This is a genomic window from Streptomyces sp. NPDC052040, assembly GCF_044548405.1.
GTDB lineage: Bacteria > Actinomycetota > Actinomycetes > Streptomycetales > Streptomycetaceae > Streptomyces.
Genome location: NZ_JBIUBV010000002.1, coordinates 228,123 through 244,114 on the forward strand (window position 1 = coordinate 228,123; position 15,992 = coordinate 244,114).

Genomic DNA, 15,992 nt, shown 5'->3' on the forward strand with positions numbered 1-15,992 from the left:
GCATGTGGTGACCTTGGACGTACGGCCTCAGCTGCTCGACGCGCTCTCCGCCCTGCGCGACCGTGTCGCCGCCGCTCGCTTTCCGCTGCCCCTGATGGGGGCTCCCCGGGCGCGCGCCAGCCGCGACGAGCTTCTCGCACAGCTCGACGACTATGTGGTGCCCCGGCTCAAAGAGCCCGAAGCACCGTTGCTGGCCGTCGTCGGCGGATCGACCGGCGCCGGAAAGTCGACCCTCGTCAACTCCCTCGTGGGCCGCAGAGTCAGCGAGGCGGGCGTGCTGCGGCCGACCACGCGTACGCCCGTACTCGTCTGCCATCCCGAGGACCACCACTGGTTCAGCGGGATGCGCGTCCTGCCCGACCTCACCCGGGTGTGGCTGCCCCACCAGGAGGGCGGCGACGATTCCCATCCCCTTCTCGAACGCGGGGAACGGGTGCTGCGGGTCGAGACCACCGACGCCCTCCCGCGCGGCCTCGCTCTCCTCGACGCCCCCGACATCGACTCCCTGGTCGCCGAGAACCGGGTCCTCGCCGCCGAGCTGATCTGCGCCGCCGACATCTGGATCCTGGTCACCACCGCGGCACGGTACGCCGACGCCGTGCCGTGGCATCTGCTGCGGACCGCCAAGGAGCACCGGGCCACCCTTGTCACGGTGCTGGACCGGGTGCCCCATCAGGTCGTGGCCGAGGTGTCCCGGCAGTACGGAGCCCTGCTCACCAAGGCCGGGCTCGGCGACGTCCCGCGCTTCACCGTGCCCGAGCTGCCCGAGTCCGCCTGGGGCGGGGGACTGCTGCCCGCCTCGGCCGTCGCGCCGCTGCTCGAATGGCTCACGTACCAGGTGCAGGACCCGGCCGCCCGGGAGACCGCGGTGGCGCGTACGGCGTACGGCGTCCTCGACTCGCTGAAGTCCCGCATGCCCGAACTGGCCGGGGCGGCGGCCGCCCAGTACGCCGCCGCGCTGCGCCTGACGGCCGCCGTCGACACCGCCTACGACAACGAAGGCGCACGCGTACGGAACAGACTCCGGGCCGGGGCCGTGCTCGCCGGGGACGCACTGACCCGGTGGCGCACCTATCCCCGGGACTGCACCTCGGGCGAGCTGCTGGACGCCCTCATGGAGAGCCTCGGTGCCCTGCTGCTGTGCGCCGTCACGGCCGCCGACGCGAGCATCGACGCGGCCTGGCGGGGCGAGCCTGCCGCGGCCGGGCTGACCGACCGGGATCCGGCCCTGGACAGCGCCGAGCACCGGATCGGAATGGCCGTACGGCGATGGCGCCGCGTGCTCGAGGAGTACGCCGAGGAAGCGGTGCGCGACCTCGACCGGAGCGTGGTCGTGGACGCCGAGGAGGTGGCCGCGCTGGCGGCCGCGGAGCTTCTCGGCGGCCGCCGGGCCCAGGGAGCGGGGGAGGGACTGGCCGAGCGGATCGGCGCCACTGCGGCGCTCCGGCTGCACGACCGGGCCGCACAACTGCTCGCCGAGTATCTGGACCGGGCGCTGCGTACGGAACGCGAGCGCCGGATGGCCCCGCTCGACGACCTCGACGTCCAGGCCGAACCACAGGCCGAACTGATCGCCGCGCTGTCCGTATTGCAGAAGGAGAGGTGACCGCGGTGACTGCCACCACGGGCCGCACGGATCACGCAGAGCACCCGGAGGGGTCTTCTGGGGTCTCGGGGGCTTCAGAACCTGCGGGGGCGTCGGCGGATTCGGGGACTTCGGAACCGCCGGGGGAGTCCGCGGAGGAGACCGGGCATACGAGCCGGATCGGAGAGGCGAGCAGAACCGAGGAGGCTCACCGCAACGGGAGTGCCGTCCGTGGCGGGAGTTCCGACGGCGACGAGAGCGGCGACCGCAACGAGGACGTAGGCGGAAGCAGCGACAGAGACGACTCCGACCGCCGTAACGGGGGCCTTGACCGCCGTGGCGGGGATTCGGGCCCCCGCCGTGACGGGGATCCGGGCCGCCATGACGGCGGTCCGGACTCGGGCACGCCTGCCGTGACTCCGCCCGTCGTCGGCTCCCCGGACAGAGTCCCGCACGCTCGGGCGGAGGACGACGCCCGGTACACACCCGTGCGGCAGGACACCCCGGCGCACAACTCGGCGTACGACCCTGCGGAACATACGGCGGAGCATGCGGACCCGGGTGCCGCCTGGGACGACGGACTGATCGCCCGGCGCGCACACGACACCGAGCCCTCCGCACCCCCGACGGCCACGGTCGTGGAGCCTCGGGACGCGACCGAACGGCAACCCGTGCCCCTCGCGTACGACGGGGCCCTGCGGTCGAGGCTGGACGCGCTGCGCGAGCTGGTGGGCCTGTCGCGGACCAGGCTGGACGGCGACACGCTGACCGAGGCCGGCCGCGTACTCGACGAGGCGGCCACGCGCCGCAGGCTCTCCGGGGAGCACACCGTGGTGGCCATCGCGGGCGCCACCGGCAGCGGCAAGTCGACCCTCTTCAACGCCCTGGCCGGAATGAACCTTTCGGAGACCGGGGTGCGTCGGCCCACCACCGCCGCGCCGGTCGTGTGCAGTTGGAGCGACGGCGCCTCCGCCCTGGTGGACCGGCTCGGCATCCCGGCGCGGCTGCGCAGGCGCCCCCCGCAGAGCCCCGACGGCGAGTCGCAGCTGCGCGGGCTGGTCCTGGTCGACCTGCCCGACCACGACTCCGCCGCGCTCGAACACCGCGCGCAGGTCGACCGTGTGCTGGCGCTCGTCGACGCGGTCATCTGGGTGGTGGACCCCGAGAAGTACGGCGACGCGGTCCTTCATGAGCGCTATCTGCGGCCTCTCGCGGGCCATGCCGAGGTGATGTTCGTCGTCCTCAACCAGATCGACCGGCTGCCCGGAGAAGCCGCCGAGCAGGTCCTCGACGATCTGCGACGGCTGCTCGACGGGGACGGGATCGCCCTCGGCGAGTACGGCGAGCCGGGCGCGAGCGTGCTCGCGGTCTCCGCGCTCACCGGGGAGGGCATGGGCGATCTGCGGGAGGTGCTCGGGCAGTTCGTCGCCGAGCGGGGTGCCGCCGCGCGCCGGGTCTCCGCGGATGTGGACGCCGCCGCGGCCCGGCTGCGGCCCGTCTACACGACCGGCCGGGGCACCGGGCTCAGCGAGGCGGCGCGGGAGGAGTTCGCGGCGCAGCTCGCGGACGCGGTGGGCGCGACCGCCGCGGGCGAGGCGGCCGAGCGTGCCTGGCTGCGCCACGCCAACCGGGCCTGCGGCACACCCTGGCTACGGCTGTGGCGCTGGTCCCGGGAACGGCGGCGCCCGGTCGCGGAGCGGCTGCCTGCGCCTCCGGCGGTGGACGAGGAGGCGACCGCGCGGCAGGGCGTCGAACAGGCCGTACGGACGGTGGCGGACCGGGCCGCGGACGGACTGCCCGCGCCCTGGGCCCAGGCGGTCCGCGATGCCGCGTCACGAGGTGCGGAAGGGCTGCCCGAGGTGCTGGACCAGCTCGCGGCGAACGCCGCCGAGCTGCCCGGACGGCCGCCCCGGCCCGGTTGGTGGCCCGCGGCGGTGATCGGCCAGGCCGTGATGATGGTCCTCCACGTACTCGGTGTGCTCTGGCTGCTGGGGCAGGCCGTAGGAGCCGTGTCGCCCCACATCGGGGGCGCCGTGCTGCTGACGGCGGTGGGGGTCGTGGGAGGTCCCGTCATCGAGTGGGGCTGCCGGATGGCGGCGCGCGGACCGGGCCGCCGGTACGGGATCGAGGCGGAACGGCGGCTGAGAGAGGCGGCGGCCGGGTGCGGCCGGGCCCGGGTGCTGGATCCGGTGGCCGCGGAGTTGCTGCGCTACCGCGAGGTACGGGAGAAGTACCTGAAGGTCATGGGCTCCGGCCTGGCGGCCCGGCTGAACTGATCCCCGGCATCTGTACCGGCGGCTGCGCCCTCACCGCGACGGCCGGGATGTCCACGCGGCGGTGAGTAAGGGGAAGGGGGGAACGGGAGGCGGAAGCCCTCGTTCGAGTGGCGGAGTTCTCCACAGCCGGAGGACGGTCCACAGCGCTCAGCGAGTCCGGATCCACGGAGGCAATCTGGTCCCGCGGCGGTCGCACCGGACGCGGCCGCCGCACCAGACGCAGCCGTACGGGACGGACCCGTATGCGTGCGGCCCGGCGTGAAGCGCCGGGCGGAGGAGGGGTTTTCGCATGAACGAGATGCTTGTGTGTGCCGTCGGCAACGTGGCCACCCAGCCGGTGTACCGGGAGACTCCGTCCGGTCCCACGGCCCGCTTCCGGCTGGCGGTGACGGCCCGGTATCTGGACCGGGAGAAGAACGCCTGGACGGACGGGCACACCAACTTCTTCACGGTGTGGGCCCGGCGCTCCCTTGCGACGAACGTCGCCGCCTCCGTGGCCGTGGGCGATCCGCTCGTCGTCCAGGGACGGCTCAAGGTCCGCAACGAGCAACGGGACGGGCAGAGCTGGCTGTCGGCGGACCTCGACGCGGTCGCCGTCGGGCACGACCTGTCACGCGGCACATCGGCCTTCCGCCGGTCGTCGAGGCCCGAGATCCAGAGCGGAGCGGCACCCCAGCCCGAGCCCGACTGGGAGACGGGACCGCCGACCCGCCCCGAGGAGCTGGATCACTCCGCCGCACCTCCTCAACCCGAAGCCGAGGCAGTCTCCATGACGTGACGTCAGCTGCGCGATCACACCGATCCGAACGAACTGACCCGATCGTCACCCAATCGCCGGGAAGGAGCCGTAGGGGCGAAAATTCCTCGTAGATTTGTCGATACGTGCAGCTCACCAACCCCCTACCCGATAACGATTCCGATTCGGATCGGTTATCGAACGCCAGGACCGGGGGGAGGGGTGCGCCGCGTCCCTAGGATGCCGGGCATAGCTCCAGGGGCTTGCCGATTCTGCTGGCGGGACCGAACCCCCCACGTCAAAGGGTCCCGCCCGAAAGGGAATTCTGTGTTTTCTGCGCTCTCTGTGCCGTCCGTGCGCAGGCGAGGGGTTGCCCGCCTCGCCGCCGCGACGCTGGTGTCCGGACTCGTCTCGGGCGGCCTGCTGGCCACCGCGGGAACGGCGGCCGCCGACGGGACACCGCAGAGCGAAGGAGGCGCGTCGGCGACCATGGGCGGCCTGAAGACCTTCGGAGCAGCCGTCGTCCACGACGGCGGCAAGGACGAGCAGGTGTCCGCGGGGCTGTTCGAGATGTCCGTCGACAACGGCGGCACCCTCCAGACGTACGGCATCGACCTCCGCAACCCGGCCCAGAAGGACGCCCGCTACCACGAGACGTCCTGGCGCGGCACCTCCCTGAGCGGCAACAAGAACGCCGGCCGGATCGGCTGGATCCTGAACAACTCCTACCCGCAGGTCAACGATCTGGCCGCGCTGGCGTCCAAGGCCGGTGCCAAGGGCCTCACCGAGCAGGACGCGGCGGCGGGCACCCAGGTGGCGATCTGGCGCTGGTCGGACGGCGCGCGGGTGGACGCGGTCGACCCGCAGGCGGAGAAGCTCGCGGACTACCTGGAGAAGCACGCGCGGAACCTTCCGGAGCCCGCCGCCTCCCTGACCCTCGACCCGTCCGCCGTCCCGGGGCACCCCGGTGAGCGGCTCGGTCCGGTGACGGTGCACACCAACGCCGACAGTGTGGCGGTTGCCCCGCCGCCGGACGCCGCGGCCGCCGGAGTGAAGATCGTCGACAAGAACGGCAAGGCGGTCACGTCCGCCGCCGACGGCAGCCGGATCTACTTCCAGGTGCCGAAGAAGATGCAGGACGGTTCGGCCGACCTGACGGCGCAGGCGTCGACCACCGTGCCGGTCGGCCGCGCCTTCGCCTCCGACACCCGCAGCCAGGCCCAGATACTCGCCGGCTCCAGCGAGTCGACCGTCTCGGCGACGGCCACCGCGAGTTGGGCAGCCGAGGGCGCGATACCCGCGCTGTCGGCCGAGAAGAACTGCACCAAGGGCAGCCTGGACGTCACCGCGGCCAACAAGGGGAACGCACCTTTCACGTTCGACCTGCTGGGCGCGGAGCACACCATCCCCGCCGGACAGACCCGGACGGTGGCGATCCCGCTCCAGGAGGACCAGGCCTACGACTTCACCGTCAAGGGCCCGGCCGGATACCAGAAGTGGTTCAAGGGCGTCCTCGACTGCAAGACCGAGAGCAGCCCGAGCGGCCTCGGAACCCAGACCCTGGGCGAGCCCGTCCCCGCCGCGGTCGGCGTCACGGCCCCCGCCGACACCAACCTCGCCGAAACAGGCTCCACCAGCGCCACCCCCTACATCACAGGCACCGCCATAGCCCTGGTGGTCATCGGCGGCGCAGCCCTCGTCCTGATCCCCAAGAGGCCCACCACCGAGGACTGAGCACAAGGCCCGGCGGGGCCGGTGGCGATTGTCTGTCGGGTGGGGTTTCCTGAGGCCGGCCTGTGGCGACCGAGAGTGCCAGTCGAGTTACAGCTTCCGATGGTCGAGCCCTGGATTCAGAGGGACCTGACCATACGGGTTTCCGCGTGGGGGTGGCGGTACGGCAAGATGGGGTGTTTCTGGCGGCCCTTGCGGCCGTGCCCCTGGCGCGCCCGTTCGAGAGGCGCGCCAGGGGAGCCTACGTGGAACAGCGGATAACCCACCGCAAACGCGCAGGTAGACGTTCCCGCACGTCAGGCCGAGTCCGCCTACGCGATCTTCCAAACTAGTCCCCGATGCTTCCGGAAGGTCTTGGTTCCGGGCGCAAGCTCCGCACGAAGAGCGGCACCGCCAACAGGAGCAGGGCTCCTTCGACGGCCAGGCTGACCAGCCCAAGCGGCTCTGTCCAATTGCCGATGTCATCGCTGTAGTCGGGCAGTCCTGGCCCTCTGGAGAGGATGTAGCCCACCAGGGGGCCGAGGGCGACCCCGACCGCCAGCAGCCATCCCAGTCGTACGAGGCCGAGGAGAAGCAGTGCCGCCGCGACCACAGCCGCGATCTCCAGGACGTGGTAGGCGATGCCCATGTAGGAGGGGTCCCTCGTCGCCGTGATGCCGCCTTGGTCCACAACGTGGATACCGGCCACCACAAGGCACAGCAGAGATCCCGCCCACCGGGCCACCCAGGTGGCTTCCGGCGCCATGGCAGTGCGGTGTGACATGTGAAGGCACCCTTTCCTTCCTTCCCAGGGCCGGGGAACCTGTCGTGCCACCTCACTCTGGCTGGCTGCTGAACAGGCAACACACGGCCCCCGTTGTCAGTCCCAGCCTCAGTGGGCGTTCATTCGCTGTCGCTCCACGCAGTGCAGACGGGTGATGCAGGCTGTCGTCGATCAACCGGCCGGTCCCATGTGATCAACTCTGGGCCGTCTCTGGGTCGTGCGAGGGTGCCCGAGGGCGACCAACGGCGACCGACAGTGACAGACGAGGCTCAGCGGCCTGCACCGAAACCACAGGTCAGAGGGCCCGTACCTAACGGGTTTCCGCGTGGGGGTGGCGGTACGGCAAGATGGGGTGTATCTGCCCACTGCCTGATTTCAAGCTGCCGGACGGTTTCTCTTGGCTGAGTACATCTACACCATGCGCAAGGCGCGCAAAGCGCACGGCGACAAGGTGATCCTCGACGACGTCACCCTGAGCTTCCTCCCCGGAGCGAAGATCGGCGTCGTCGGGCCGAACGGAGCGGGTAAGTCGACCGTCCTGCAGATCATGGCGGGGCTGCAGCAGCCGTCCAACGGTGACGCCTTCCTCTCCCCCGGTTACAGCGTCGGCATCCTGCTCCAGGAGCCCCCGCTGAACGAGGAGAAGACCGTCCTGGAGAACGTCCAGGAGGGCGTCGCCGGGATCAAGGGCAAGCTCGACCGGTTCAACGAGATCGCCGAGCAGATGGCGACCGAGTACACCGACGAGCTGATGGAGGAGATGGGCAAGCTCCAGGAGGACCTGGACCACGCCAACGCGTGGGACCTCGACTCCCAGCTGGAGCAGGCCATGGACGCCCTGGGCTGCCCGCCCGGCGACTGGCCCGTCACCAACCTCTCCGGTGGTGAGAAGCGCCGCGTCGCGCTCTGCAAGCTGCTGCTGGAGCAGCCCGACCTGCTGCTCCTCGACGAGCCCACCAACCACCTCGACGCCGAGTCGGTGAACTGGCTGGAGCAGCACCTGGCCAAGTACCCGGGCACCGTCGTGGCCATCACCCACGACCGGTACTTCCTGGACAACGTCGCGGAGTGGATCCTCGAGCTGGACCGCGGCCGCGCCTACCCCTACGAGGGCAACTACTCCACGTACCTGGAGACCAAGGCCACCCGTCTCAAGGTCGAGGGCCAGAAGGACGCCAAGCGGCAGAAGCGCCTCAAGGACGAGCTGGAGTGGGTCCGCTCCAACGCCAAGGGGCGGCAGGCCAAGTCCAAGGCGCGTCTGGCCCGCTACGAGGAGATGGCCGCCGAGGCCGACAAGATGCGGAAGCTGGACTTCGAGGAGATCCAGATCCCGCCGGGCCCGCGTCTGGGCAGTGTCGTGGTCGAGGTGGCCAAGCTCAACAAGGCCTTCGGGGAGAAGGTCCTCGTCGACGACCTGAGCTTCACCCTGCCGCGCAACGGCATCGTCGGTGTCATCGGCCCCAACGGCGCGGGCAAGACCACGCTGTTCAAGATGATCCAGGGGCTGGAGACGCCCGACACCGGTTCGATCAAGGTCGGCGAGACCGTCAAGATCTCGTACGTCGACCAGAGCCGCGAGAACATCGACCCGAAGAAGACGCTGTGGGAGGTCGTGTCCGACGGGCTCGACTACATCAACGTCGGCCAGGTCGAGATGCCGTCCCGGGCGTATGTCTCCGCCTTCGGCTTCAAGGGCCCGGACCAGCAGAAGGCGGCCGGGGTGCTCTCCGGTGGTGAGCGCAACCGCCTCAACCTGGCCCTCACCCTGAAGCAGGGCGGCAACCTGCTGCTCCTCGACGAGCCCACCAACGACCTGGACGTCGAGACGCTGTCCTCGCTGGAGAACGCGCTGCTGGAGTTCCCCGGCTGCGCCGTCGTGGTCTCCCACGACCGGTGGTTCCTGGACCGCGTGGCCACGCACATCCTCGCCTACGAGGGCGAGTCCAAGTGGTTCTGGTTCGAGGGCAACTTCGAGTCGTACGAGAAGAACAAGATCGAGCGGCTCGGTGCGGACGCGGCCCGTCCGCACCGTGCCACCTACAAGAAGCTGACCCGAGGCTGATCTTGCGGCACATCTACCGCTGCCCGCTGCGCTGGGCGGACATGGACGCATACGGCCACGTCAACAATGTGGTGTTCCTCCGATATCTGGAGGAGGCGCGTATCGACTTCCTGTTCCGCCCGGACAAGCAGTTCAAGCAGGGGTCCGTGGTGGCGCGCCATGAGATCGACTACAAGCGGCAGCTGGTCCACCGGCACGCGCCGGTGGACATCGAGCTGTGGGTCACGGAGATCAGGGCGGCGTCCTTCACCCTCACCTACGAGGTGAAGGACCCGGACCAGGTCTATGTCCGGGCCTCCACGGTGATCGTGCCCTTCGATTTCGAACGGCAGCGGCCGCGCCGGATCACCGAGGAGGAACGCGAGTTCCTCCGGGAGTACCAGGACGACCGGGGCGACCAGGGCGCCGAGGAGGGGGCCGTCGCCGCATGACGGTCCTCCACCTCGCCGACGATGTGGAGGCGGCGGATCTCGCCGCCTTCCTGGCCAGGCTGCTCCACTACGACCGGGGTGCCGCGGTGCGGCTCCGGGCGACGGGCACGACCCTGGCCGTCTTCGGGCGGCCGCCGTCCTTCGAGGTGCTCGCGGTCCGCGCGGTGCGGCTGGCCAAGCCGTACGAGAACGGGCTGGACGACGGCCTCGATGTCACCGTCTCGGCCGGGGAACTCCTGGAGTCCGTCGACGAGTCGGCGGCCACGGCCTCCGTGCCCGCCGCCGTCACCGGACCGCCCTGGGCGGGTGTGCTGCCCCCGCGCGGCGGCTGGCAGCCGGTCGCCGGACTGCCCGCGCCCGACGCGCTGCGGGCGACCGTGGCCGCTGCGGTCAACGAATTCCGCACCCGCTCCGAGGAGTTGGCGCCCGAGCAGCGCACCCGGGCGGCGCTCGACCGGGTCGGCCGGGAGATCTGGTCTCGGATGGTGGGCCCGACGGGACTGCCCGTACGGGCCGTGCACGCGGCCCAGTCGCTGGGCTTTCTGCGGCCGGGTGCCCGCGCCCCGCGCGAGGAGCCTCCCGCCCTGCTGTCCTCGGGCGCATGGCTGCGACTGCGCACACCGTACGGGTCGGTCGCCGTGCGCCGGGCGGGGCTGGGCGCGCTGGACGTCAGCGTCCGTTAGCGCGCGCGGTTGCGCACAGGCGCGCGCCGGTCGGGTCGGCCCGGCGGGTCAGTTCGGCGGGTCAGTCCGGGGCGTTCACCATGGATGCCGCGGCGTAGGTGAGGTAGTTCCAGAGCGTGGTCTCGTGCTCCTCGGAGAGGCCGAGTTCGTCGACGGCCACCCGCATGTGCCGCAGCCAGGCGTCGTGCGCTTCCCGGTTCACGGTGAACGGGGCGTGCCGCATACGCAGACGGGGGTGGCCCCGGTTCTCGCTGTAGGTGGTCGGGCCGCCCCAGTACTGCATCAGGAACAGCACGAGGCGCTCCTCGGCCGGGCCGAGGTCCTCCTCCGGGTACATGGGCCGCAGGACCGGGTCCTCGGCAACCCCCTCGTAGAAACGGTGGACGAGGCGGCGGAAGGTCTCCTCCCCGCCGACCTGCTCGTAGAAGGTCTGCTCCTGAAGCGTGCCGCGCCGAATCTCTCTCACGTGCTCCATGGTCTCAGACACGGCGGCCCAGGTCTCCGGGCTTAGGCCCCGCCGCATCCGCGCACGGGAGCCGCCGGGGCGCCCGTGTACGGATGCGGATCAGCCGTTGGTCCTCGGGTCAGTCCCGGCGCACGGTGATCGTCGTCCAGGCGCCCACATGCACCCGGTCCCCGTCCTGGAGCGGGACCGGCACGAAGGGCTGGATGGGCTCCTCGCCGCCGTTGACCGTGGTGCCGTTGGTGGAGTTCTGGTCCACGACCGCCCAGGAGCCGTCCGGCTGCTGGACCAGCATGGCGTGCTGGTGCGAGACCCCCGGGTCCTCCGGCGGCACCGACAGGTCGACGTCGGGGGTGTCACCGGTGGAGTGGCGGCGACGGCCGATGGTGACCTGGCTGCCGGTGAGGGGGCGCTGCTGCGCCGGGGAGTACGCGGGCAGGTTCAGGCCCGTGGCCTCGGGGCCGGAGCGCTGCATCATCGCCATGAAGTACTCGCGGTCCGGTCCGATCGTGGCGGTCCAGGTCCCGGGCTGCTGCTCGTAGGCGCCGGGCGGCTGGGCCTGGGCGGGGCCGGGCTGCGGGTAGCCGTAGCCGCCGCCCTGGCCGCCGGAGGGACCGGGGCCGCCGGAGGTGCCCCCGGACGCCGGGGAGGGCGGGGAGATCACCCAGTCGTCGTCCCCGCCGCCGAAGGAGGGGCCGCCGGACTGCGGCGGAGCGGAGGGCGGGAAGCCGCCGCCCTGCGTGGGCGGCGGGCCGGAGGTGCCGGGCCGCTGGAATGCGGTGGGCGCGGCGCCGCTCTGCTGGTACGGCCCCTGGCCGCCGGGTCCGTCAGGACCGCCGGGTCCGCCCTGGCCGCCGAAGCCGCCGGTTCCGGGCTGCGGGTAGCCGTAGCCGCCCTGGCCGCCGGAGGGGCCGGGTCCTCCCGGACCGCCGGAAGCGCCCGGACCGTCGGGGCCGCTCTGACCGCCGAAGCCGCGGGGGCCGCCGGTTCCGGGCTGCGGGTAGCCGTAGCCGCCGCCCTGGCCGCCGGAAGCGCCCGGGCCGCCGGGGCTGCTCTGGCCGCCGGATGTGCCAGGGCCGCCGCCGAAGCCGCCGGAAGCGTCCGAGCCGCCGAAGCCGCCGGGTGCGCCCGGGCCGCCGAAGTCACCGCGACCGCCGGGTCCGCCCGGGCCCTCGGAGCCGCCCGGGCCGCCCGTGTTCCTGGGCCCGCCGGGGCCACCGGCACCGCCGGGGCCTCCGGACGCGGGCGCGGACGGCGGTACCGGACGTGACGGGTCCGCACCGAACGGAGACGGCCGCGAGGAGTCGCCCCCGAAGCCCGGGGAGCGGGACGGGTCGCCGCCGAAGTCCGGTCGGCGGGGCGAGTCGTTGCCGAAGTCCGAGGGGCGGGAGGCGTTGCCGCCGAAGGCGGACTGGCCGGTCGTGCCGCCGCCGAAGTCCGGCGAGCGGGACGGGCCCCGGTCCAAGCCGGACGGCCGGGACGGGTCGCCGCCGAAGTCGGACGAGCGGGCGGCGTCGTTCCCGAAGCCGGAGGAACGCGGCGCGTCGCCTCCGAAGTCAGAGGAACGCGGCGCGTCGTCGCCGAAGCCCGAAGAGCGCGAACTATCGCCACCGAAGCCGGACGAACGCGGACCATCGCCCCCGAAGCCCGAAGAACGCGGTCCGTCGCCACCGAAGCCGGACGAACGCGGACCATCGCCCCCGAAGCCCGAAGAACGCGGTCCGTCGTCACCGAAGCCGGACGAACGGGATGTATCGCCGCCGAAGTCGGAGGACGGAGGGCGGGACGCGTCGTTGCCGAAGGCGGGAGGGCGCGGTCCGTCGCCACCGAAGCCGGGCGAGCGGGGTGTGTCGCCACCGAAGCCGGAGGGGCGGGGGGAGTCGTTGCCGTAGGCGGGCGGGCGGGACTGGTCCGGGCCGAAGGCGGTCGGGCCGGACGGTTCGCTGCCGAACGGGGAGCCCGGGGGTATCGGTTCCGCGGGGCGGTTCACCTGGGACGGCCGGGAGCGCTCGTAGTCGAACGGGTCGGCTCCGGGGTCGGGCCGGCCGCCCTGCTGGAAGCGCACCCCGGGGCCGGGCCCGGACGGGCGCGGGGCCGCGGGGGTGTAGGAGGTGGCCGTGTTGGTCAGGAAGTTCCACCGGCACTCCTCGCAGAAGGGCGCGCCGCCCTCGCGGGGCGTACGGCACTGCGGGCAGAGTTCCGGCTCGCGGTCCGGCACGGCGGACAGCGGGCGTCCCCCGGGCCGGCCGCCCGGGCCCTGCGGCGGCGGATAGCCGTAACCGGAGGCGGGCGGCGGTGGGGGCACGGCACCGGCCATACGGTGACCGCAGACCTCGCACCAGTCGTCGGATCCCGACTGGTGTCCGTTCGGGCAGGTCGGCATGTCGGCGCTTCCCCCTTTCCTTCTCCGGTCACGGGGACCGGCGTGGTTCTCCGACCCCTGGGAGGTCGGGCTCGCTGCTGTCAGGACGTGCTCGTCACTTCTTTACACGAACAGTCTTTGTGGACCGGGTCTCGAGGGTCATCTCGTCCGCCTCGGCGACCTTTGCCTTCAGTCGCACAGTACCTGTCGCCGCGTCGACCACGTCCACCACCTTCGCAAGCAGTTTCGCAGTATCCGCGTTCCCCGACGCACCGGCGAGTTGAACCGCCCTGCCCAGCTTGGCCGTTGCACCGTCGATATCGCCCGCTTTGCGCAGTTCTATTCCCTGTTGGATGGCCTGTGCCAGTTCGGCCTGGCCCGTGTAGTGGGCGACTTGGGGGTTGATCGAGGTGGACGCCGCCATGTCGTCCGTCCACACGGCCCGTACCAGCCCCTGGGCCCCCAGGCTCTCCGTACTGCCGTCGCCTCTAGGGATCACCAGGGACACCCGCGCGGCCAGCATCTCCTGGCCGAGGTGCGCGGCCGGGACCCTCACGCACACGTGGTAGTCGCGGGACTCGTCGCCCCACGAGCCCGTCGGGTAGTCGCCCGCGCGCGGTCCCGCCTCCGTGCGGCGGCCGGTCAGGTCCTCGACCGCGGGAGCCACCTGCTTGACGAACCGGATCTCCGTGCCGACCGGGGTCCACAGCCGCAGGGAGACATCCGCCACTTCCTTGCCCATGGCCGTCTCCATCATCCGCGTGAAGTCGGCCGCCAGACCGGACGGATCGGCCACGATGTCGGCCGTGCCGAGCAGCGCGGAGGCGATCTGGGTGATCTCCTTCACCTCCCAGTCGGTGCCGACCCCGCGCGCGTCACAGGTGAAACGGCCCGCACAGGCGTCCAGGGTGGCCTTCAGCGCCTCGGGCGACTCGTGTTCGTTGCGGCCGTCCGTGAGCAGGATGCCGTGGCGTATGGAGACGTCCGCGGCGGACAGCAGCTGCTCGGCCAGCCGCAGCCAGGTGCCGATCGCGGTGCCGCCGCCCGCGCGGAGCCTGCGCAGCGCCTGCTTGGCCTGGTCGCGGGTGGTGGGTCCGGCGACGGCGAGCCGGCCGCCGCCCGGATAGACCTCCTCGGCCACATGGGTGCCGCCGATCACCGCGAAGTGGGTCCCGTCGCGCAGGGTGTCGATCGCCGCGGCCGTCGCCTCGCGCGCGTTGCGCATCTTGGCGGACGGGTAGTCCATGGAGCCCGAGCAGTCGACCATGATCGCCACGGCCGCACCCGGAGCCCGGCCCGCCGCGTAGGAGCCGGAGGCCGCGCTCCCGGAGGTGCCGCCGCCGGTCGCCGACACCGTCACGATGGCGTTGACCTCGCGGCCGCCCTCCGGCAGATACTCGTTCTGGTAGACGTCCACCGAGAACCGTGGCACGTCCGACTTCGCGAAATTGGCCATGGCAGCCTGATCCCCCTCGACGACCCCGCCGGAGCGGGGCGATGACTGTGCACGGACCGGTCCCCTCCGGTCCGGGGGGCCGGTCCGCCGCCCCCGAGGGTGTCCGGGACACCCGTCAGGCGGATCCTGCCCCCTGCGAAGGGGCCGGGAACGGGAGCACCGCCACTGTTACGTTGTCGTGGCCCCCGCCGTCCAAGGCGTGTCCCAGCAGCACCCGGGTGGCGTGCAGCGGGCGGTGGTGCGCGTCGGCGGGCAGCACGTCGGCCATCTCCTCCGCGGCCTCGGCGTAGTTCCACAGGCCGTCCGTGCACACCACCACCATGCCCGGCCGGTCCGGTTTGAAGGACGCGGTGTGCGGCTCCAGTTCATAGGCGTCCGCGCCGAGCCAGCCCGTGATCGCGTGGGCGCGCTCGTCGGCGTAGGCCTGGGCCTCGCTCATCAGGCCCGCGGCGACCATCTGGGCGGCCCAGGAGTCGTCCTCGGTCAGCCGGGCCGGGGGAGCGGCGCGGTCCACCGGGACCCAGTAGACACGGCTGTCGCCGACCCAGCCGACCACCAGCAGGTCCGGGGTGACCACGGCGCCGACCAGGGTGCAGGCGGGGGCGTTCTGGTGGGGGGCGTGCTCCTGGGCCGTCTCCGGCTCGGCGGCCAGCGCGTTGACGGCGCCCGAGGCGGCCACGATCGCGTCGTGCATGGCCTGCTGGGGGTGGGTGCCGCAGGGCAGGGCCGCGAGGAGCGCCTCGTTGGCCGCCCGGGCGGCGGCCAGGGAGGCGTCGTCGGGGCGGGTCGCGGAGGACACCCCGTCGCAGACGACCGTGACGAGGGCGGCCGATCCGTCGGGCAGCACGCTGCGGGAGAGCGCGAACGCGTCCTCGTTGCGGTGGTGGCGCAGACCGCGGTCGCTGATCGCGGCGGCCGGGCCCATGTCCTGCTCCACATGGTCCCGTTCGCGCGGCTGGGCATGACCGCAGTGCTCGCAGTAGCCGTCGCCGTCCACGAGGCCGGAGCGGCAGGCCACGCAGAACTTCGCGGCACCGGGGGGCGCCGCGGGGTGCGGGTCGGCGGGCCGGGGCGCCGGGAGCGGGTACTCCTCGGGCTCCGCGGCCCGGTCCAGCCGTACGCCCCGGGAGGCGCCCTCGTCCGGGGCCGCCCCGGGACCGTGCGAGCCGCCGGAGTCGGTGTCCGCGAGGTCCGTCGGCAGATGCACGGGGGCGGGCTCCTCCTGGCCGCCCGCCGCCGGGGCGACGGGCCAGTCCACCGGGGCGCCCCCCGGGGCCGGACGGGGCACCGTGCCGTTCATGGCGAGGGTCGGCGGATCGGGGGGAGGTGCGGGCACCGTCGACAGGTCGTACCCGCAGGCGCCGCAGTAGCGGTCGCCCGACTCGAGGGGCTCCTCACAACTGGGGCACCTCGAAAGGGCCGTCGGCTGGGGCATTTGCGACAT

11 protein-coding genes and 1 pseudogene are annotated in these 15,992 nt (G+C 72.4%); 7 read left to right on the forward strand and 5 right to left on the reverse strand.

Translation table 11 applies throughout. The features are described from left to right. The first annotated feature begins 4 nt into the window (after positions 1–4). The 4 genes from ACIHAA_RS07195 to ACIHAA_RS07210 all read left to right on the forward strand — a co-directional run bounded on the left by ACIHAA_RS07195 (position 5) and on the right by ACIHAA_RS07210 (position 6,331). Positions 5–1,606 carry a dynamin family protein gene (locus ACIHAA_RS07195; RefSeq protein ID WP_399814083.1) on the forward strand — a complete coding sequence of 534 codons (1,602 nt, stop codon included), beginning with the start codon at positions 5–7 and terminating at the stop codon, positions 1,604–1,606. A 158-nt stretch (positions 1,607–1,764) separates the two neighbouring features. Further along, positions 1,765–3,861, forward strand: coding sequence for a GTPase (locus tag ACIHAA_RS07200; RefSeq protein WP_399814527.1), 2,097 nt, complete (start codon positions 1,765–1,767; stop codon positions 3,859–3,861). 289 nt (positions 3,862–4,150) lie between these two features. Next, positions 4,151–4,639 carry a single-stranded DNA-binding protein gene (locus ACIHAA_RS07205; RefSeq protein ID WP_399814085.1) on the forward strand — a complete coding sequence of 163 codons (489 nt, stop codon included), beginning with the start codon at positions 4,151–4,153 and terminating at the stop codon, positions 4,637–4,639. A gap of 312 nt (positions 4,640–4,951) precedes the next feature. After that, positions 4,952–6,331, forward strand: a complete 1,380-nt coding sequence (locus ACIHAA_RS07210; RefSeq protein ID WP_399814087.1) for a TQXA domain-containing protein — start codon at positions 4,952–4,954, stop codon at positions 6,329–6,331. Between the two features lie 325 nt (positions 6,332–6,656). Here the strand turns inward: ACIHAA_RS07210 and ACIHAA_RS07215 are convergent, their stop codons facing one another. Beyond that, positions 6,657–7,091, reverse strand: coding sequence for a hypothetical protein (locus ACIHAA_RS07215; RefSeq protein WP_399814089.1), 435 nt, complete (start codon positions 7,089–7,091; stop codon positions 6,657–6,659). A gap of 397 nt (positions 7,092–7,488) precedes the next feature. Between ACIHAA_RS07215 and ettA the strand changes: the two genes are divergently transcribed. Genes ettA through ACIHAA_RS07230 form a run of 3 tightly spaced genes read left to right on the forward strand, consistent with a single transcriptional unit; the run spans position 7,489 to position 10,267 of the window. Then, positions 7,489–9,153, forward strand: a complete 1,665-nt coding sequence (ettA, locus tag ACIHAA_RS07220; protein WP_399814090.1) for an energy-dependent translational throttle protein EttA — start codon at positions 7,489–7,491, stop codon at positions 9,151–9,153. Between the two features lie 2 nt (positions 9,154–9,155). Continuing rightward, positions 9,156–9,584: an acyl-CoA thioesterase gene (locus ACIHAA_RS07225; protein WP_399814091.1), complete on the forward strand. Its 429-nt coding sequence runs from the start codon at positions 9,156–9,158 to the stop codon at positions 9,582–9,584. Beyond that, positions 9,581–10,267, forward strand: a complete 687-nt coding sequence (locus tag ACIHAA_RS07230; RefSeq protein ID WP_399814093.1) for a hypothetical protein — start codon at positions 9,581–9,583, stop codon at positions 10,265–10,267. Before ACIHAA_RS07225 ends, ACIHAA_RS07230 begins: the two co-directional genes overlap by 4 nt. 61 nt (positions 10,268–10,328) lie before the next feature. Here ACIHAA_RS07230 and ACIHAA_RS07235 read toward each other — a convergent pair whose 3' ends face one another. The 4 genes and pseudogenes from ACIHAA_RS07235 to ACIHAA_RS07250 form a co-directional block, all read right to left on the reverse strand. After that, on the reverse strand, positions 10,329–10,742 hold the full coding sequence (locus tag ACIHAA_RS07235; RefSeq protein WP_399814094.1) for a globin: 414 nt from the start codon (positions 10,740–10,742) through the stop codon (positions 10,329–10,331). A 109-nt stretch (positions 10,743–10,851) separates the two neighbouring features. Further along, a pseudogene (locus ACIHAA_RS07240) lies at positions 10,852–11,928 on the reverse strand (FHA domain-containing protein); the annotation flags it as partial. A gap of 1,279 nt (positions 11,929–13,207) precedes the next feature. Continuing rightward, the gene (locus ACIHAA_RS07245) at positions 13,208–14,548 is read right to left on the reverse strand and encodes a VWA domain-containing protein (protein ID WP_399814096.1); all 1,341 of its coding nucleotides are present in this window, start codon (positions 14,546–14,548) and stop codon (positions 13,208–13,210) included. 115 nt (positions 14,549–14,663) lie between these two features. Then, positions 14,664–15,992: a PP2C family serine/threonine-protein phosphatase gene (locus ACIHAA_RS07250; RefSeq protein ID WP_399814098.1), complete on the reverse strand. Its 1,329-nt coding sequence runs from the start codon at positions 15,990–15,992 to the stop codon at positions 14,664–14,666.